The sequence below is a fragment of the Ferrimonas sp. SCSIO 43195 genome, assembly GCF_023716685.1.
GTDB classification, from domain to species: Bacteria; Pseudomonadota; Gammaproteobacteria; order Enterobacterales; family Shewanellaceae; genus Ferrimonas; species Ferrimonas kyonanensis.
The window spans coordinates 2976894-2995597 of record NZ_CP072679.1 but is presented as its reverse complement, the minus strand read 5'-3'; the positions used below and the strand labels follow the sequence as shown (position 1 = coordinate 2995597).

Annotated in this window: 18 protein-coding genes; 10 read left to right on the top strand and 8 right to left on the bottom strand. The window is 59.2% G+C overall.

Going from position 1 to position 18704, the window contains the following annotated elements:
- The first annotated feature begins 337 nt into the window (after nucleotides 1-337).
- Nucleotides 338-1105: a glucose 1-dehydrogenase gene (locus J8Z22_RS13860; protein ID WP_371878135.1), complete on the top strand. Its 768-nt coding sequence runs from the start codon at nucleotides 338-340 to the stop codon at nucleotides 1103-1105.
- 60 nt (nucleotides 1106-1165) lie between these two features.
- Entirely contained in the window at nucleotides 1166-1690 is a 525-nt protein-coding gene (locus tag J8Z22_RS13855) for a lipocalin family protein (RefSeq protein WP_252006831.1), read from the top strand.
- Nucleotides 1691-1700: 10 nt separating this feature from the next.
- On the opposite strand, the gene J8Z22_RS13850 is transcribed toward J8Z22_RS13855, so the two are convergent.
- Nucleotides 1701-2324: a DJ-1/PfpI family protein gene (locus J8Z22_RS13850; RefSeq protein ID WP_252006830.1), complete on the bottom strand. Its 624-nt coding sequence runs from the start codon at nucleotides 2322-2324 to the stop codon at nucleotides 1701-1703.
- Between the two features lie 277 nt (nucleotides 2325-2601).
- On the opposite strand from J8Z22_RS13850, the gene J8Z22_RS13845 reads away from it, so the two are divergent.
- On the top strand, nucleotides 2602-4521 hold the full coding sequence (locus J8Z22_RS13845; RefSeq protein ID WP_252006829.1) for a hypothetical protein: 1920 nt from the start codon (nucleotides 2602-2604) through the stop codon (nucleotides 4519-4521).
- Nucleotides 4522-4608: 87 nt separating this feature from the next.
- The gene (locus tag J8Z22_RS13840; RefSeq protein WP_252006828.1) at nucleotides 4609-5373 is read left to right on the top strand and encodes a LuxR family transcriptional regulator; all 765 of its coding nucleotides are present in this window, start codon (nucleotides 4609-4611) and stop codon (nucleotides 5371-5373) included.
- A 54-nt stretch (nucleotides 5374-5427) separates the two neighbouring features.
- On the opposite strand, the gene J8Z22_RS13835 is transcribed toward J8Z22_RS13840, so the two are convergent.
- From J8Z22_RS13835 to J8Z22_RS13820, 4 genes are all read right to left on the bottom strand, one after another.
- On the bottom strand, nucleotides 5428-6714 hold the full coding sequence (locus J8Z22_RS13835; protein ID WP_252006827.1) for a hypothetical protein: 1287 nt from the start codon (nucleotides 6712-6714) through the stop codon (nucleotides 5428-5430).
- A 15-nt stretch (nucleotides 6715-6729) separates the two neighbouring features.
- Nucleotides 6730-8541: an ankyrin repeat domain-containing protein gene (locus tag J8Z22_RS13830; RefSeq protein WP_252006826.1), complete on the bottom strand. Its 1812-nt coding sequence runs from the start codon at nucleotides 8539-8541 to the stop codon at nucleotides 6730-6732.
- A gap of 153 nt (nucleotides 8542-8694) precedes the next feature.
- Nucleotides 8695-9249 (bottom strand): thioredoxin family protein, encoded by a 555-nt coding sequence (locus J8Z22_RS13825; RefSeq protein ID WP_252006824.1) that lies wholly within the window; start codon nucleotides 9247-9249, stop codon nucleotides 8695-8697.
- A 55-nt stretch (nucleotides 9250-9304) separates the two neighbouring features.
- Entirely contained in the window at nucleotides 9305-9595 is a 291-nt protein-coding gene (locus J8Z22_RS13820) for a putative quinol monooxygenase (RefSeq protein ID WP_252006823.1), read from the bottom strand.
- Between the two features lie 103 nt (nucleotides 9596-9698).
- On the opposite strand from J8Z22_RS13820, the gene J8Z22_RS13815 reads away from it, so the two are divergent.
- A complete protein-coding gene (locus tag J8Z22_RS13815; RefSeq protein ID WP_252006822.1) occupies nucleotides 9699-10637 on the top strand; it encodes a LysR family transcriptional regulator in 939 nt (312 codons plus the stop codon).
- 65 nt (nucleotides 10638-10702) lie between these two features.
- Here the strand turns inward: J8Z22_RS13815 and J8Z22_RS13810 are convergent, their stop codons facing one another.
- From J8Z22_RS13810 to J8Z22_RS13800, 3 genes are all read right to left on the bottom strand, one after another.
- Nucleotides 10703-10945, bottom strand: a complete 243-nt coding sequence (locus J8Z22_RS13810; protein WP_028111684.1) for a nickel-binding protein — start codon at nucleotides 10943-10945, stop codon at nucleotides 10703-10705.
- A 165-nt stretch (nucleotides 10946-11110) separates the two neighbouring features.
- Complete coding sequence (locus J8Z22_RS13805; protein ID WP_252006821.1) at nucleotides 11111-11953, bottom strand: SDR family oxidoreductase; 843 nt, start codon at nucleotides 11951-11953, stop codon at nucleotides 11111-11113.
- Entirely contained in the window at nucleotides 11950-13710 is a 1761-nt protein-coding gene (locus J8Z22_RS13800) for an amidohydrolase family protein (RefSeq protein WP_252006820.1), read from the bottom strand. The genes J8Z22_RS13805 and J8Z22_RS13800 overlap by 4 nt, the downstream gene beginning before the upstream one ends.
- Nucleotides 13711-13846: 136 nt before the next feature.
- Between J8Z22_RS13800 and J8Z22_RS13795 the strand changes: the two genes are divergently transcribed.
- The 5 genes from J8Z22_RS13795 to J8Z22_RS13775 all read left to right on the top strand — a co-directional run bounded on the left by J8Z22_RS13795 (nucleotide 13847) and on the right by J8Z22_RS13775 (nucleotide 18699).
- Complete coding sequence (locus J8Z22_RS13795) at nucleotides 13847-14854, top strand: AraC family transcriptional regulator (protein ID WP_252006819.1); 1008 nt, start codon at nucleotides 13847-13849, stop codon at nucleotides 14852-14854.
- Nucleotides 14855-15013: 159 nt separating this feature from the next.
- A complete protein-coding gene (locus J8Z22_RS13790) occupies nucleotides 15014-16894 on the top strand; it encodes a hypothetical protein (RefSeq protein WP_252006818.1) in 1881 nt (626 codons plus the stop codon).
- A 116-nt stretch (nucleotides 16895-17010) separates the two neighbouring features.
- The gene (locus J8Z22_RS13785) at nucleotides 17011-17772 is read left to right on the top strand and encodes a LuxR family transcriptional regulator (protein ID WP_252006817.1); all 762 of its coding nucleotides are present in this window, start codon (nucleotides 17011-17013) and stop codon (nucleotides 17770-17772) included.
- A gap of 106 nt (nucleotides 17773-17878) precedes the next feature.
- Nucleotides 17879-18244: a hypothetical protein gene (locus J8Z22_RS13780; RefSeq protein ID WP_252006816.1), complete on the top strand. Its 366-nt coding sequence runs from the start codon at nucleotides 17879-17881 to the stop codon at nucleotides 18242-18244.
- Between the two features lie 2 nt (nucleotides 18245-18246).
- Nucleotides 18247-18699, top strand: coding sequence for a GNAT family N-acetyltransferase (locus J8Z22_RS13775; protein ID WP_252006815.1), 453 nt, complete (start codon nucleotides 18247-18249; stop codon nucleotides 18697-18699).
- The last annotated feature ends 5 nt before the right edge of the window (nucleotides 18700-18704 follow it).

Sequence of the window (18704 nt, the reverse complement as noted above, 5' to 3'; positions counted from 1 at the left end):
CCTGGCGTACTGGATTGAGGCCGGCGATGAGCCGGAGTTGAAGCTGCTGCGGCAGTTACCGACCCACCTGCCGGGTATGTGGTCCCGGGAACAGATCGTGGCCTATTACGGCCAGCAGACCGGGCTGGATGTGAGTCAGTTCGGGTTTTATTACGTGTTTGGCCTGTTCCGGCTGGCGGTGATCGTGCAGCAGATCTGGTATCGCTATGTGGAAAGCAGCCGCAAGCACCCGGCGTTTGCCCGTTTCGGTGAGCTGGCGGCCCGGCTGATGGATCAGGCGGCCACCAACATCGACCGTTTAGCCTCGGCGCAGCAACGTCATGAGCAGCTGCAGAAGATCACCCAGCCCGGATTGTTGCAGCTGCAGGGTAAGGTGGCGCTGATCACCGGCGCCAGCCGCGGGATTGGCGAGGCGGTGGCTCGGCTGTACGCCGCTCATGGCGCCCGGGTGATCCTCTCCAGTCGCGATCAGCAGGCGCTGGATGCGGTGGCCGCCTCGATTCGCGATCAGGGCGGTCAGGCTGAAGGCATCGCCTGCCACGGCGGCGACATCGACCAGGCCAAGGCGCTGTTTGCCACCATTGAGCAGCGTTATGGCCGCCTGGATATTCTGGTCAATAACGCCGCTGCCAACCCCTATTTTGGCCACATTCTGGATACGCCCCAGGAAGCGCTGAACAAGACCGTACAGGTCAATCTGGCTGGCTATTTCTGTTTTGCCCAGCTGGCGGGGCAGATGATGCGTGAGCAGGGGGGCGGGGTGATCATCAATACCGCCTCGGTCAACGGCAAGCAGCCGGCGCCGGGGCAGGGGATCTATTCCATCACCAAGGCGGCGGTCAACAGCATGACGGCGGCGTTTGCCAAGGAGTGTGCCCAGTACAACATTCGTGTCAATGCGGTGTTGCCGGGCCTCACCGAAACCAAGTTTGCCTCGGCCCTGACCGACAACCCGATGCTGCTGAAACAGATATTGCCGCTGATCCCACAGGGGCGCAGTGCGGTGCCGGAAGAGATCGCCCCGGCATTCCTGTTCCTGGCCTCCGATGCGGCGGCTTACATTACCGGGATTGAATTGCCGGTGGATGGCGGTTATCTGGCTTAACAGACTGAACCGGTTCAGGATTACTCTCGTAGTCCTGTGAAAGAACACAAGGAGCAGACGATGACAGGTCGCTGGGTAATATTTGTGAGCCTACTGATGCTGGCCGGGTGCACTTCGGTGCCGACTGGCGTCACTCCGGTTCAGGGATTTGAACTGGAGCGCTATTTGGGCACCTGGCACGAGGTGGCCCGGTTAGACCACAGCTTCGAGCGGGGACTGAGTGATGTCAGTGCTCACTATTCCCGCCGAGATGACGGTGGCGTACGGGTGCTCAACCGTGGCATCGACAGCAGCAGTGGTGACATCAGTGAAGCAGAAGGCCGAGCCTATTTCGTCGGCGAATCGACCACCGGTCATCTCAAAGTCTCCTTCTTCGGCCCCTTCTATGGCGCCTATGTGGTGTTTGAGCTGGACCCGGATTATCAATACGCCTTTGTCAGCGGTTACAACCGTGACTATCTGTGGTTGCTGGCCCGTACTCCACAGGTGTCAGAGTCGGTGATGCAGGCCTTTCGAAGCCGCGCCACTGAACTGGGGTTTGACCTGTCCGGGCTGATTGTCAGCCCGGCAGCGGCCACAGACTGAATCCTGGCGTTCAGGGCGAGGGTGCCGCTGAGGCGGTTGTGAGCGAAGGCATCGGGGTAAACCCCATCCCCTGCTTGATGCGCGCCAAGTTGTCGGCAGAGGTGAGGGTTTCCACCACGGTAAAGGCCACCTCCATGGCGGTGGCCGGGCTGGTGGAGGTGATGATGTTGCCGTCTACGACCAGCGGTTGTTGCAGTACCCGCACCCCCAGTTCCCGCATCTGCTGCTGGCGTTTTTCACTGAGTTGATAGGTGGTGGCGGTGCGCCCCTTGAGCACGCCGCTTTTGGCGATGGGCAGGGCGCCGACACACACCGAGGCGATCAGCTTGTTGTGGCAGTCGAAGGCGCGGATCAAACTCAGCAGTCGCTCGTCGAAGGCATCCTCATAGAAACCGGTCCGGCTCATGCCGCCGGGGATCAGCAGGGCATCAAAGTCATCGACGTCGATGTCATCAAACGGCCGCTCTGGCTCGATGGTAAAATTCCAGCCGCAGCGGATTTTTTGGTGAAACCCGGTGGTAACCAGCTGGATCGGCTCCAGCCCGTAGGTGGTGGTCCAGCCCAGGGCATCGGTAAACACACTGGCTTCGTATTCCTCCAACCCCTGACACAGAAACAGCAGCGCTTTTTTCATCGATTTGGCTCAATTTAGGTAGATGCAAAGGCGTCACTCTACCCCAATAAACGCCTCGAAACTGCGAGCGTCGGCGGAGTCTGCAGACGCGATTTACGGCCATTGATTCTTGGGGTGGCGTTGCTTCTGTTTTTGTGTCGGTTCGAGTGATCCTGATCACGGCAACGCCGGGCCATTGAAATCACTACCAAAACCTTTAGGGATGTTGGTATCCACTCTCAATATGCTCTCAATTGCCCGCTGGTCGGGCCCACCATAATAATTCGATTGAGGGATAATGATGATGAAACAGGCGTTAACTGCGACGTTATTGCTGTGCTTGCTGGCGGGATGTGACAGCGGCAGCGATGATTCCGTTCAGGCGCCGGAGGCTCCGCAACCGGCTCCTGAAGTATCGCCCTACCTAACACTGAATGTAACGCCAGATGCCCGATTTGAAGGGCAGTTTGAAGTGTATCTTGGCCGCTATGATGACCGCTTGAAAGCGTGGTTACAGAGCGCACGCGCTCAGGATCGAAACAGCGATGGCCACATCGATGAGCGGGATGCCCACCTTGACGGAGTTCGCAATCCTCCAGAACGGTCGATAGTGGTTCAGGCCGATGAGATGGATCGGCTGTTAAAGACCAACCCAGATGGCCTGGGGGCCGGTTCTGCCCGCCCCGATATCTTTGTTGACGGCCATTATGGCATCTTTGACGCTCTGCGTTACCTAGCGGTGACCCGGGCCGACCTGCGGCTGGACAGCGTTAGCGGGCCGGAGGCCACCGGCCGTGATACCTTTGACTTCGTGCTCTCCTGGGATCGCAACCACGATGGCGTGTTTGATGAGCGCGACAACGACCTGTATAGCAATTTTCAGGGTCAGCATTGGCACAGCCGGATTCGGTTTGATGGTGGTGAGCTGATCACCCTGAACGGCACATTAGACGGCGTCGGGCCTCAGGGAGAGGGGCATTATGAGCGTTTGGATCAGATGTGGATTCAGCCGGGCATGACCATTCGTTTTCAACCTTTTTCGCCGGAGATGACTAAACGCCGCCACTGGGTACAGCAGCGGGAGATGACACGGTTGGCGCAAAGCGGTGGCAAAGTGGTTCTGCCCCGCTTGATGGTGATGAAATCGGAGACTACGCCTCCGATAGTGATCGATAACCTGGAGGTGACTGCCCACAATATGCGCCCGGATATCTTCCAGCCAGGCGTGATCACTAAGATGGACATCTTCCTGTCTGCGGCAGATCAAGGGCTGGATGTGGCGTTCAATTACTGGCCGTCGCTGTCAACCGGGGCACCGGTGAATCATTTCGGACTGTTTCGAGTGGATGGCCTGGCCTCTGAAGTGGCTCGGGGCTGGACCACATTGTGGGGAGAGATGGTGACCGATAAGGACTTTGGGCCGCTCTCTGACTGCGATTTTTCCTCTGCCATGGGCGGCGGGCAGGATCTGGTGGTGAACCCGGAGCATTGCCGAGTGGACTGGCAGTCGGCGTTTGGTGGCACCAAGATGCACATTATGTCCGATGTGTGGGTGATGAATCAGGCGGAAGAGACGGCAATCGCCATCTTTGCGGATCACTATCAGTTGTTCGGAATGGAGGAGTTCAGCGGTAAACGCTCTGCTGAACGGGATTTCAGCCCGCAACAGGATGGTGCCGACATCGTGACCTTGCAGGTGTTCGAGTTGCCCCAGGCCGGCACGGGCCCGACGCTGTCTTCAGCGCATTTTGGTTGGGGTATTGCCGATTGCACCGAGTGCCACAATGAGCAAAAGCAACCCTTGGGGCATGGCGGCCACAGTTGGCCGGTGAACAGCGTCGATGGCTTTGATGTCACTCAACCCTATTACTGCGCCACCTGCCACGGCAGCAATGGCGCGCCGGTGGGACACGGGGAAACGGCTCGTTGTTTCTGGTGTCACGCTGGCGACAGCAATACTCCCGGACACCATGGAGAGGCGTCGACCCGCAAGCTGTATCAGGGCGGCGACATCATCAGTAACGACAAGATCTATAACTCGTCTCATGGGGGCGTGCCGGATCCTAATGACCCGAATGATCTCTCGGTTCTGCCACGGGACAAGGACGGTAACTACAGTGAGTATCGACGAATTTGGAGCTCGGTAAACTCCGACTGGGACATGAGCAGGGTCTTTCCTGATCCCTATTCTTGCATGACCTGTCACCCCAACCAGTGATGCTGTTTCCCACCGGAGTTGATCGTTTCTAACTGTAACCCTGAGCCCCCAAGTGAGGGGGCTATTTTGTTTGTGCGTGAAGATGATATGAGCATAGAGACCCAGCCTTGCGCTATTGACCCCAAGCATATTCGTAGAGTCAGCGAGTACCTGTTGCCCTATGGGGTAACGGATTTTTTTTACAGCATCATCACTCATGTCAATCGGCCTGCACTTCATCAGTTTAAGAAGTTGGGGCGTCGGTTGCCCAAAGAGGTGGCTAAAGCTCGACGTATTATCTGTTCTCGAGACGACTTAAGAGAGTTTCGGCATCGCTACCTGACCCACTTTGCGACCACGGACATTACCTATAGAGCCTATTTCAATAATCATCGTTTAGGCCTTAGCGTTTGGGGCGCGCCGGACGCATCGGACAGCAAACGCAATCAATTTCGGCGTCTGTTAGACGATTATGGCGTCTCCAGCCTTGCGGTATGGCACCTACCCATACGTCACCACCCTGGCTGGTACTCGGAGTTTGTGTTTGTATCTGACCTGGGCCGGGAGGCGTTCTTGCGTCGCCTGGATCAACATCAGCAGCAAGTGGAATATCAACTGCAGCTGTTCGCTTGTCATTTCAACGACCTGTGTATCGCTGAACTTAACCCGATAGTGAACTTCAATTGCCTGTCGGACAAAGCGTTGCAGGTGTTGAAGTTAACGGCAGAAGGTTACTCCAGCGATGAGGTGGCTCAGACGTTGTCGATGACAGAAAGTGGGGTTTATTACCATCTGGAGAGGCTCAAGGAGCGGCTCTGTGCTCGAAATCGGGTCCAGTTGATCAGCCAAGCGCATACTCTGGGCCTATTGTGATCCCTAGCTGTGGGTTACAGAGCTGGCGCTGACAGGCCTCTATCGATGGCTCGGCTATCGATACTGCGCGCAGTTGAGTGCGCGGTTTCGGCGAGTGTATTCCATCATCTGTCTCGAAACCCGCTCTAAGTCTTCGGAGGTGTAGCTATCTGGATTACGACCCATCTCTATCATCGTCTGGCTGAGCGCCTTGAGCTCACGACTTAACTGGTCGCGCTGCTGTCGGCATTGGGTGTATCGGGGATTGGGTTGACGGCGCACCGGTTGGGTCACCGGCGCCGCCGCTTTGGGCTGTGCCGTGCGTTGCTGCGACACTCGCTGCTGCTGTTGACGAGCCTGTTGCCGGCGCTGGTTTTGTTGGTTGATCTCGGCCACCACGGTGTCGCGAGTCTGCTGATAGCTAGTGTGGCTCTGCTGCGAGTACCAGCGCTGTTTTTGCTGTTTCAGCCGCTGCGGCGTGCCGAGTTGATGCAAGCGAATCAGGCCGTTGGCCCGGTTCAGGGCGGCGCGCTGCGTTGGTGAGGCATCAAACTGCAGCAGTGCTTGGTCCAGAGAGCTGAGCGCGCCGGTAGTGATTAGGCCCAGTTCGGTCAGGGATTTGGCCATTAGAAATTTCGACAGCGCATGAACCGGAAGCTCTCGTTTTATTCGATTGGCACTCCGGGTAATCAACAGGATTTTTTGATGGGGCGTGGCTCCTTGTCGATAGGCGGAGACCAGGTCGGTAACCAGAGTCTTGTCTGCGGTCATTCGGCTGAGTTTTCGGTTTAGGGCAAAGATGTCCTGCACTTCACGGAACTTGCGTTTCGCCAGCTCATAGGCGGCGCGCTTGGCGACCCGAGAGGCCTCGGCTTTGAGTTGCCGTTGGGCCAGGTTTCGCAGATAGACCTGGTCGGCTCGCGGTTTGGACGGGCCCGGGGCCGGTGCTATGGCGATACGGGTTCGGGCAGCCTGTTGTTGTTGCTGCTGTTGTTGACGTTGTCGCCGTTTGGCCTCAAATACCGAATTGCGGCAGTCGGTCAGTTGTTGAGTGCGTTGCCGGGCAAAACGGCCGCTACTCAGGGCCGACATGTTGGTGTGCAGGGTTTCACAGCGGCCGCAGCTGCAGGCGCCGCCACGAGCTTGTTTGCAGGACTTGTGTCGATTCAGGCAATGGTGATGGCGCCGAGTAACCTCGTCGATGATGGCTTTCCACTCTTGTTGTAAGGCCTGGCACTGACTGAGGTCCCAGGGGGCAACGGGGCCAATGGGTAAGCGGACGGTTTCCCGGGCGTGTGCGGACGCCATGGTGAGCAAACCTGCAATGCAGAACAGCAGGCAGCCGCGCATTACCAGCCTCATTCGCTTACCTCCCCTCTAGTCGACATATCGAATGGTGATCCGGGTGCTATTACCAAACTCTTTCTTTCTAAAATACTGATGTTTTAGATTCTTACCGTCACAGCTGCGGGGATAGGAGAATTGAAACGCATCCATCATGTCGATGCAGAACGGATTCTGCTTGTTGTTGGATTGCCATTTGATATTGCCGCTCTGAGTCCAGACATAGACGTCGTAGTCCGATTTAATGTCAAAACGTCGGCAGCGGTTCTTCTCGGTTTTGTACCAGCCGCGGCTGCTGGATTGCTGGGTTCTTCTGTGAGTGATGGCGATGGCGGTCCACAGGGCCGCTTTGCTGCTGATGTTGCACACAAATACGCCGTCTCGATTCTTCTGGTACAGGAAGTTGGTGAGCAGTTGGTGAGACATGCCATTGGTAGAGGGGTGGTCCTTGGCCAGCTGCGATAATGCGAGACGAGTTTGATTGCCAAATACACCGTCCGGTTTGCCCGCCGGGTATTGGGCGTACAGCAACTCTCGTTGCAGTTGTTTGGTTTGGTACTGCAACTGCTCCGTCAGGGTGTTGGCTAAGGCTGAATGCCCCCGCTGCTGCGCCAGTTGCGGCAGGCCAACGCCTTTAACCCGAATCTCCAATGGGGCCCGGGCACGAATCAGTGTGTCGGCAGTGAGGCCGTGTCCGTTGATGACGGCTAAGGCCAGCGCCGAGGCACCATCGGGGGCGGTGGTGTAGATCGAGGAGGGGGAACGTTTCAGAATGACGTCCACCATTTCGGTGTTGCCCCGGTATGCCGCGTGCATCAGAGGCGTCCAGCCTTGATCGTCGTCATCCAGCAGTTGTTGTTCGCTCACCTTCAACGTCGCCATAAACTGGCCGATATCGTCACTGAAAATGGCGTCCATCAGGCTGGGGCTATTGTCCCGATGGCCGCTCGGTTCCAGGTGAGCGGCAAGCTGTTGATGCCCGGCTAGGCTGGCCAGATCATAGGCGGTCAGTCCCTGCTGGTTGGTGAGGCTCTGATCCAGCTGCGGGTTAGCGGATAGCAGCGCCTTTGCCGCTTCGATGGCGTTTTGGCTGGCGGCGAACATCAGGGGCGTAAAGCCGGTGGGGGTCTGGCTATTGGGGCGGGAGCCGGCGCGGAGTAGGGCGGTGACGGCCTGGCCCTGGTCGCTGGCGGCGGCATGGTGAAGCGGGGACCAGCCTTCCCGGTCGGTTGCATTCGGATCCGCGTTGTCGTCAATGAGTTGCTGCAGTCGGTCAAGCTCTCCGCCAGCGGCGGCTCCCATCAGTGCCTGGCTGGCTTCAAGTTGAGTGAGCCGAGCCTGCAGGGCGTCGGCGGCGTTAGGGTCGAACAGGGTCAACAGCCCGGGGTTATCACTGCTTTGTGCCAGTTCGGTCAACGAGAAGCGGTCTTCGCCAAGGGTCACCATGGCGTGAGGGTCGGCGCCAGCATCAAGCAGCGCCTGAGTGGATGGAATGTCTTCGGCGAGCAAAGCAAGCGCCAAAGGCACCATGCCGTTGGAGGTGGTTCGGTTAGGATCGGCGTCATGGCCCAGCAACAGTGTCACCATCTCGGCGTTGCCGTTGATTAAGGCCAGCTCCAGCGCGGTGGTGCTGTCAGAGTCTGAGGCGGTAGCCAGCTGACTGGAATCGAGAGCGTGTTGCGCCTGCTGCAGGTCATTGAGGGCAATGGCTTCAATAAGATCGTACTCAAATTCAATGCCGGGCTCCGGCGGCGGTGAGTTGATACGCTCCGCCAGGCTATGCCATTGGCTGCCTAAAACGAAGCCGATCAACAACGTAACCAGAGGCACTACGAACGGGTTCATAGTCGGCGTCCTGTACAACCAGAATTCAAGACAACATTGAAGTAACCACAGTGTCTTTGTGGCAATTGATTGAGGCTAGTTCAGGTTGTTTGACCGGTCAAGGATCGCCGAATGGCTGAAAGGACGGGGGGGCGCCCCGTCCTGGATTCATGATTATTCGTCACTGCGCCACTTGATGGAGCAGCCCATACTGGGGTGCTGAGTCTGTGGGCCGGTGCCGCTGGCGGCGACCTGGCGCATGGCATTGAGCAGCTCCGGCGTGCGCTTGGCCGGGTCGTCCATGCGGGCATCGTCCAGTCGGCCCCGGTATTGCAGTTGACCCTGGGCATTAAAGCCAAAGAAGTCCGGCGTGCACACGGCGCCAAAGGCTTTGCCAACGTGCTGGTCTTCATCCACCAGGTACAGGAACGGCAGCTTGTGCTGGCGGCTAAAGGCCACCATGTTGTCGGGGGAGTCCGCCGGGTACTCCTGGTAGTCGTTGCTCATTACTGCCACCACGTTGACCCCTTCGGCCATCAGTTGGCGGCAGTCCTCGGCCAGGCGGTCGATGATCTTTTGCACGTAGGGGCAGTGGTTGCAGATGAACATCACCAGCAGCCCCTTGTCGCCCAGTTGTTCACTCAGGGTAAAGGGGATGCCGTGGGGATCGCTCAGGGTGAAGTCCGGAGCCGGCCAGCCGAAATTGCAGAGTGGGGTATCCAGTAACATGGGGTCTCCTTATACGGGCGGCGCACAGGCCGCCGATGACGCGGTTTGATATCGACTAGCCGATTGGACTCATCTCATTGACGCTGAAGCTGTCGACGGCGCCTTCGGTGGCGACCAAGTAGTCTTTCAGGTGCTGGTTGTCCATGTGTGCCCGCCATTGTTCCCGGGAGGCCCAGTTCTCATAAAACAGGAAGTGGGCCGGGTTGTTGTTGTCCTGATGCAGATCGTAGTTGATGCAGCCGTCCTCGGCGCGGGTGGTGTCGATCAGCTTCAGCAGTTCGGTTTTGACCCGTTCAATCTGGTCGGTCTTGGCGATGATGTTGGCGACGATGGTCAATTGAGTCATGGTGGGGCTCCGGTGAGGTGTTGATTGACCCATAGGTTAGACCTTGATTGCTACGGTTTAAACCTCATAATGTTTGATAGATTATCAAAAACAAGAAGATAATATGCTGACTGAAGATCTGCAGGTCATCCTCAAGGTGGCCGAATTTCGAAGCATAACCGCCGCAGCGGCCAGCCTGGACATGCGCACCGCCACCGCCAGCGCCGCCGTTAAACGGGTGGAGGCCGCATTGGGGGTGGAGCTGTTTATTCGCACCACTCGTCATTTGCGATTGTCCACCGCCGGCGAGCGCTACATTCCCCAATGTCAGCAAGCGTTGCAGATGCTGGACCAGGCCCGGCTCAATATGAAAGATGAGCTGGCGATCGTCGATGGTGAGCTGAGGCTGGCGGTGTCGTCGGATCTGGGCCGCAACCTGGTGATGCCGTGGCTGGATGAATTTATGGACAACCACCCCAAGCTTAGCCTGCGTGCCAGCATCGGCGACAGCAACGTCGATTTTTACCGGGATGCGGTAGACATGGCGCTGCGCTACGGTTCCCCCAGCGATGCCAGCGTGTACGGCTTTAAGATCTGCAACGTTCCCCGGCTGCTGTGTGCCTCTCCTGAGTACCTGGCGCGCTGCGGCACCCCCACCCACCCTCAACAACTGACCAGTCACAACGCACTGTGTTACCAGCTGCAGGACATCATTCATAACGTGTGGGAGTTTTCCGGCCCCGACGGCGACTTCAAGATTAAGATGCAGGGCAACCGGGCCGGCAACGACGGCGATCTGGTGCGGCGTTGGTGCGTGTCGGGCAAGGGGCTGGCGGTGAAATCCGGTCTGGACATGGCCGATGACTTGCTGTCGGGGCGGGTGGTCAACGTGATGGCCGACTACCCGGTGGCGGCGTCGGAGCTATGGCTGATCTGCCCCAGTCGCCAGTCCATCACGCCGGCGATGCGGCTGCTTCGGGACAGCGTCAAACACAAGTGTGCCGATCTGCTGGGGCAACTGGTAGAGCGGGGCATGGTGGATGCTGCCATTCTCGATGATTGAGCCTGCCAAGGTCTGCTGGCTACGGGTTGGCCGGGCCCAGGCAGGCGCCGGCCGGTAGGAGTCGCTTATTTCGAGCGGGTGGATTCCACCTGGCGAACCCAGTCACAGCAGATGCCTGCCTTGGCATGGTGCTTGTGAATCGCTTCGGCGTTGGGGGCCTCCAGCACGCAGTAGATCAGGTTGTCCGCCTTGCTGAACAGGATGTCGTGGTGAGTGACACCGAATTCATCTGCCGGTGCATTCTGCAGATCCTTTAGCTGCTGCTCAGTAAAGGGCTCCATTGGGTGAGTGTCGATGAACTTAGGCATACGTTGTTTCCTCCGTCCTTCTGGATTAGAGGCCACCGGCCTCGGCCTTGTTGGCAGAGGCCTGAGTGGCCACTGTGGCTCACGATTGCGGAACGGGATTCAACCTATCAAAGGATAGGTCAGATCGCCGACATCGTCGCCTCCGACTGGCGTAACAACGGCGCTCTATCTTGCCTGGTGTTGCCGGGAATAGCGCTTGCTGGCCCAGTTGACAATTCTCTGCATGGCCCAGCCAAACAGGCCGGGAAACAACCGGGCGCCGTGGTAGCTGAGTTTGGCGCGAAACCCCGGAATGATCAGGAAGCGGCCTTTCTCCAGCCCGGATAGGGTGGCGCGGGTGACGGTGTCGACCTGCAGGGTGCCGCCAAGATCCTTCAGTTGCCTGGCTACCGGGCTGATGTAGGTGCGCTCCTGGGCCACCATCGGCGTGTCCACCTCGGGCGGGCACAGCACCGAGACGGTTATCCCCTGGGGACTCACCTCCTGGCGCAGGGCCCCGGCCATGCCCAGCAGGGCAAACTTGCTGGCGCTGTAGCCGGAGTAGCCATAGGGAGCAATGAGCCCGGCCAGGGAGCTGACAAAGCAGATCTGCCCCTGTGGCTGTTCCAGCATGGCGGGCAGCCAGGCTTTGGCCAGGCGGCGACTGCCCAGCAGGTTGGTTTGCATCAATGCCTCGAACTCGTCGTCGCTTTGGTCGAGGAAGGGGATGCTCTGAACGATGCCGGCACTGAGGATCAGCAGTTGCGGCTGCCCCTGTTGAGCGCGGATCTGTGCCACCGAATCCTGCACCGCCTTGGCATCGTCGACGTCTACCGAGTAGCCGCAGACCTCGGCCGTTGGCGCCAGCGACTGGCACTGGCTTACCGCCTGCGCCAGTCGCTCGGGATGTCTGGCCAGCAGCGCCAGTCGCCAGCCTCGGGCGGCATAGGCTTTTGCCAGGTCCAGGCCGATGCCGCTGGAGGCGCCGGAGATCAGCGCCAGCGGCGAATCTGAGTGGTTGGGTGTCATGTGTCGCTTTCCTTGCGGTTGTCGGCGGCGATAAAGCGGCCATAGCCAGGTTCGGTGCCCAGCGCTGGCAGGATTCGTTCGTCGTCCACCGCCAGCTTGCCGTTGATCACCACCTGCTTAACGATGCCCGGGTTGCGGTTCACCAGCCGTTTGAGGTCGAAATTGTCCATCTCTGCCCAGTGTACCGCTTCCAGGTCCTGAGCAAAGCCGGCGGGGTCCAGCACCACCACGTCGGCACGGTCGCCGCGGCGAATGGTGCCGGCGTCGACCCCCAGCCACTGGGCCTGTTCGCCGGTCAGGCGCCAGACTGCTCGCTCTATGGACATAATCGGCTGCTGCTCATCGATGGATTCCTGCACCAGTTTGAGCATCCGCAGCGGCAGGTTGTAAAACGACATATTGCGAATGTGGGCGCCGGCGTCGCTGAAGCTGATCAAGGCGTTGGGATCGGCCACCAACTTTTTCAGTACCGGCTTCCTGTGGTTGGCTACCGTGGTGTACCAGCGTAACTTCTGGCCGAACTCCACCACCAAGTCCAGGAACAGATCCACCACATGGATGCCTCGGGCGCGGGCGATTTCGTCGAAATTCTTGTTCACCAGGCTGGCGTCCGGGCAGTCGATGATGATGGCATCGGACAGATCTCGCTGCCACACCCGTGGGCTGAGTTTTTCACCATAGAATTTACGAAAGTTGCGCCGATAACTTTCGTCTTTCAGCAGCTCGTTGCGGGCCAGCTCATCTTTAAGGTCCAACGCCATCTCACCGGCGCCAAACTCCTCGAAGAACACCACATCGATGCCGTCGGCGTAGACCGTAAACGGCGTCGGCAGTACCTGCCAGCGAAAGTCGCCCTTGACCGCATTGGTAAACCAGGAGGTCAGTTTGGTGAGGTTGGTGAGGTAGCGGCTGCCCTTGAGATCCATCTGGCTGATGAGGGTGGTTTTCAGCGGCTTGCGGCGCCAGCCGATGCTCTCGCGCACGTAATCGAAAATCTGCAGCGGCGTGGCGGCATTGGGGGCGCCCTGGTGCACCCGGTCGTAGCGGCGAACCAGCTTGTTGAGGCGGGCGATTTCCCGCCAGTGGGCGTAGGTGCTGGGCAGGCTGCGGGACCAGGCCCGTTCGCCGTCGATCTTGTCCCACTTCAGGCACATGGTCGACAGGCCGAGGAAGCCGCATTCCAATGCTTCATGCAGCAGCGCCTCCATCGCCTGCATCTCGGCTTCGCCGGGCTGGGTGTCGTGGCGAGTGGCCCGGTCCAGCCCCATGACACTGGCGCGCAGATCGCTGTGGCCGAGGAAGCTGATCAGGTTGGGCCCCAGCGGCAGGGTGTTGACGTGCTCCACCCATTGGCGCGGTGTGGACCAGCTCTTGTTGCGCTTGAGGATTGGCAGCACCTTTTCCCGGGGCACGGTTTCCACCCGGGTGAACAGATCCGAGGCGTCTTCGTAATCGCTGCAGATCATGCTCAATGAGCAACTGCCCACCAGCACCGTGGTTACGCCGTGGCGTACCGACTCCGACAAGCTGGGGCTGACCAGCAGTTCGGCATCGTAATGGGTGTGGGTGTCGATAAACCCCGGGGTGATCCATTTGCCCTCGGCGCTGATCACCCGTTCGGCGCACTCCGGTGCCAGTGCTTGTTCACTGACGCAGGCGATCTTTCCGTCCTTGATGGCCAGATCCCGTATCTGGGACGGGGCGCCGGTGCCGTCAAAATAGCGCCCCCGTTGAATCAAAATGTCGTACTGGGCCATGTCAGCGTGCTCCTTGCAATTGCCTTCCAATAATTATGCATCCTATTCGCATTAGTGTTGTCCGGCTTGTCATTTGGTGACAGCTGCGAAAAGATAAAGCGACCGCAACGAATCATCAGGCCAACGGAGTGCAGCCATGACGCGGCAGTTTCAGATCAGAGTCAGTGCCCTGGCGGGCATCGAAGGCCTGATTCAGGCTTTGGGCGGCGACAGCGACGCATTGCTGGCGACCGCCAGGCTGACTCGGGCGGCCCTTGAGGACGAGCACCGGACTATGGCCATCGACGAGTTGGCCAACCTATTGCAGCGTTGTGCCGAGGCCCTGAACTGCCCGGATTTCGGGCTGCGACTGGGAGCCGGGCAGGACTTTGCCATGCTGGGGGGGCTAGGCGCGGTGCTGCAGCACAGCACTACGCCGCAAGAAGCACTGAAGGCGGTGCGCAGTCTGATGGCGTTTCATAACCAGTCGGAGTACTGGAACCATGAATTGCAGGGGCAGCTGCTGGCCATCTGTCGTTATGACAATTTTCACGCCGAGTCGGACTCGCGTCAGTACAAAGAGCTGGCGATGAGCGCCTGTTTTCATTTGTGTCAGCGTCTGATGGGCCCAACATTTCGTGCCGCCCGGTTGGATTTCAGTCACGCACCGCAGCAGCCCCTGGAACACTATCGCAAGCATTTTCAGACCGAGGTGATGTTCAATCAGCCCCAGGACATACTGTGGCTACCGGCGACGCTGCTGACCCAGCGGCTGCACCGGGGCGATGCCATTGCCAAGGCGACGGCAGAGCAGCGGTTACAGCGGCAATTGCAGCGACAGGGGCAGGACCGGGTACGACAGGTCAGCGGGTTGATTCAGCAGACATTGGGGGCAGGGCAGGCCAACATCGACCACATCGCCGCGTTATTGGGGCTGCATCGGCGCACCTTGCAGCGGCAACTGGCGGCCGAGCAGCAGGATTTTTCCCGCCTGCTGCAGCAGATTCGCATGCAGTCGGCCTGTTGGCAGCTGCGCTACAGCGCCATGGACATCACCCTGCTGGCGGAGATTCTCGGTTACCGGGATCTGAGCAATTTTTCCCGCGCGTTTCGCAAATCTCAGGGACTGTCACCGCAACAGTGGCGACGGCAGCATCGAGAGTAACGGCGAACGCTTCTTCCATTGGGTCGGCAACAATTCGTGCCGGGCTTCACACTCCGTCCTCTGCCTCAAAATCACTGCCAGATCCCTTAGTAGTGGCAGATTGCAGCTCCTTTACTCTCGAGGTTGTTCCAATGACCGAAAATCAAAACGAGAGAAGCGATGATGAAAATACACTCCCTGTCTGCGTTATTGCTGGCGGCATTGCTGGCTGGTTGTGGCAGCGATGATGACGGCGCCACTGCGCCAGCGCCGGAGCCGACGCCGCCGAAATCCCCCTACCTGACTCTGGACATTCAGCCGCAGGCGAAATTTGAAGGCCAGTTTGTGGTCTACCTGGGGCGATACGCCGATCCGCTTAAAGACTGGCTGCAGAGCGACCAGGCCCGCGACCTTAGCGGCGATGGCCGCATCGATGAGCGGGATGCCCACCTGGATGGCGTCTACAACCCGCCGCAGGCGGCCATCGTGGTGGATGCCAAGGAGATGGACAGGGTACTGCGCACCAACCCCGATGGCCTCGGCGCCGGCAGTGCCCGCCCCGACATCTTTGTTGACGGCCATTACTCCAGCTTCGATGCCCTGCGCTACCTGGCCTACACCCGCCAGGACCTGAAACTGGAGCAGGTACAGCCACCGGCGCTGACCGGCCGTGACACCTTTGAGTTTGTGCTGTCCTGGGACCGCAATGGCGATGGCGTGTTCGACGAGCAGGACAACGACGTCTACGCCAATTTCATGGGCCACGACTGGCACACGCGAGTGAAATACGATGGCGGTGAGCTGATCAAGCTGAACGGCACCCTCGACGGGCTGGGCCCACAGGGGGAGGCCCACTACGAACGACTGGACCAGATCTGGGTGCAGCCGGGCATGACCCTTCGCTTTCAGCCATTTTCGCCGGAGATGACCGAGCGTCGTCGCTGGGTTCAGGATCGGGAAATGGCGCGGCTGGCACAAAACGGCGGCAAGGTGGTGCTGCCGCAGCTGAACATCATGAAACCGGGCGAGCCCCAGCCGATGGTGATTGCCAACCTGGAGGTAACGGCACACAACATGCGGCCGGATATCTTCCAGCCCGGGGTGATCACCAAGATGGACATCTTCCTGTCTGCCGCCGATGCCGGTCTGGATGTGGCCTTTAACTACTGGCCGTCGCTGTCTACCGGCGCCAAGGTGGAGCACTTTGCCCTGTTCCGGGTAGACGGCATCGCCTCAGAGGTGGGCCGAGGTTGGGCCACGGTGTACGGCGACATGGCGGTGCACGGCGATTTCTCCCGAGCCTCGGTGTGCGATTTCGCCTCGCCGGCCACCGGCGGTATGGATCTGGTGGTGGATCCGGAGCATTGCCGCCTGGACTGGAACTCGAATTTTGGTGGCAACGTGATGCACATGATGGCCGACACCTGGGTGATGAACCAGCCGGTGCAGTTCACCATGATTCTGGTGAAAGACCACTACAAGCTGTGGGGCATGGAGGAGTACAGCGGCAAGGCGCGGGTGGAGCGCGATTTCAGCGAAGCGGAGGATGGCTCCGACATCATGACCCTGCAGGCGTTTGATCTGCCCGAGTCCGGCAGCGGTCCGCTGTTGACCGAGACTCACTTTGGCTGGGGCATCGCCGACTGCACCGAGTGTCACAATGAGCAGAAACAGCCACTGGGCCACGGTGGCCACAGCTGGCCGGTGAACAGCGCCGACGGCTTTGATGCCACCCAGCCGTACTACTGTGCCACGTGCCACGGCAATAACGGCGCGCCCAAGGGCCATGGCGAGACCGCCCGCTGCTTCTGGTGCCACGCCGGAGATAGCACCACGCCAAGCCACCATGGTGAGGCGTCCACCCGTCGCCTGTATCAGGGCGACGCCATCAAGAGTAACGACAAAATCTACAACGACCCCAATGAGCTGAATGCACTGCCACGGGACAGCGATGGCAACTATCAGCCCTATGAGCAGGTGTGGAGCTCGGTGAACTCCGACTGGGACATGAGCCGGGTGTTCCCCGACCCGTACTCCTGCATGACTTGCCACCCCAACTGATTGCTCTCCCCGCCACCTCGGTGGCGGGGAAACTGGCAGATCTTATAGTCATTGTTCGGGGCAGGTTGGTTATACTTGCCCCTAACCGTTTTAACCGCTGCGTTTGTCACCGATTCATGAGTACCGTCCTGACCCAAAAATGCCCCATCGACGGGGATCACCTGCAGCGAGCCAGCGCTTATCTGGCCCAATTTGGTATTACTCATTTCTTTTACGGCATCACCACCAAGGTGATGATTCCGTCGTTGCACCAGTTTAAGAAGCTGCGCCGGCGGCTGCCTCAGGAGATGATTCAGGCCAAGTGCGGCGTCTATTCCAGCGACGCCATTCTGACGTTTCGCCACCACTACCTGCAGCACTTTGCCGCCACCGACGAGGCCTACTTCAACAAGCACCCGTTGGGGCTGAGTGTGTGGCAGGACCCGGATCTCAGCGGCGCCAAAGGCGAGCAGTTTGCCCGGCTGCTGGAGGACTATCAGATTCGCAGCCGCGGCGTCTGGCACCTGCCGATTCGACAGCACCCGGACTGGCTGGCGGCGTTTGTGTTCTTCTCGGATCTGGACCGGGCCACGCTGCTGGCCAACCTGAGTGCCAACGAGGCCGACATTGGTCATCATCTGGCGCTGTATGCGGCGCTGTTTAATGAGCAGTGCATCGCCAGACTCAACCCCATCGCCAATTTCAGTTGCCTGTCGGAGCGGGCCTTGGCGATTCTGCGGTTAACGGCGGAGGGCAACTCCAGCGAGGAGGTGGCCGAGCAGTTGTCGCTGACCGAGAGCGGCGTCAATTACCACCTGGACCGCATCAAAGAGCTGCTGAACGCTCGCAACCGGGCCCAGCTGATCAGCATGGCCCACACCATGGGGTTATTGGATTAGCCGTTTGGAAAGACCGCTGAAACACCGGCCAATAACTGCAAGAAGTGATTGATGTACGGCCATTCTGTAGCTAACTTGAACAGGAATCCATCAGCGGGAGCCAAAAATGGCAAACATGGGCCGAGTAAGCGCCTTTCTTACCCTTCTCTTGGCGCTGGGCGGCTGTACCTCTGGCCTGCACGGCACCTTTGTTAGCCACAGCCATGGCGCAACCGCCGGGGCGGTATTGCTGGGGCCGGTAGAGGGAGAGAGCTGCCAGACCCAGGCGCTGTATTTCATTCCCATGGATGAGCCACCCTCGACTCAGCAGGCCATCGAAGCTGCCAAGGCGCAGATAGACCGCACCGAGTACCTGGCCGATCTGGCCATCGATGATGAAACCCTGTGGCACATCGGTTATGCCCGTCAGTGCATCGTGGTGCGGGCCTTTGCCTACGGCCGCCCGCCAGCCCCGAACGTCGAGACCCAGTAGCAATGAAAACCAAACGCGCCGCCATGAAACTGCGAGTGTTTGATGCGCCGCAGCCACAGTTGGTTGAAACCCTCAGGGCGCGCATTCGTGATTTTAATCGTCAGCACTGGCCCGAAGTGACCCGCAAGCCGCTGGCGGTGGCAGTGCACAGTGATGACGGCGAGCTGCTCGGCGGTGCCAGTGGCAGCAGTTTTGGTCACTGGCTGCAGCTGGATTGGCTGTGGGTCGACCCGGCCATGCAGGGGCAGGGGCTAGGGCAGCAGTTACTGGTGGAGTTTGAACGCCAGGGGCACCAACGGGGTTGCCGCTGGTGCCTGCTGGATACGCTGGAGTTTCAGGCCAAGCCCTTCTACCAAAAATGGGGCTACCAAGAGGTGTGGCAGCAACAGGCTTATCCATTGACCGGCCAGCGCAGTTATCTGGTTAAGACCCTGATTGATGATGCCGTGGTGTAGTGTGG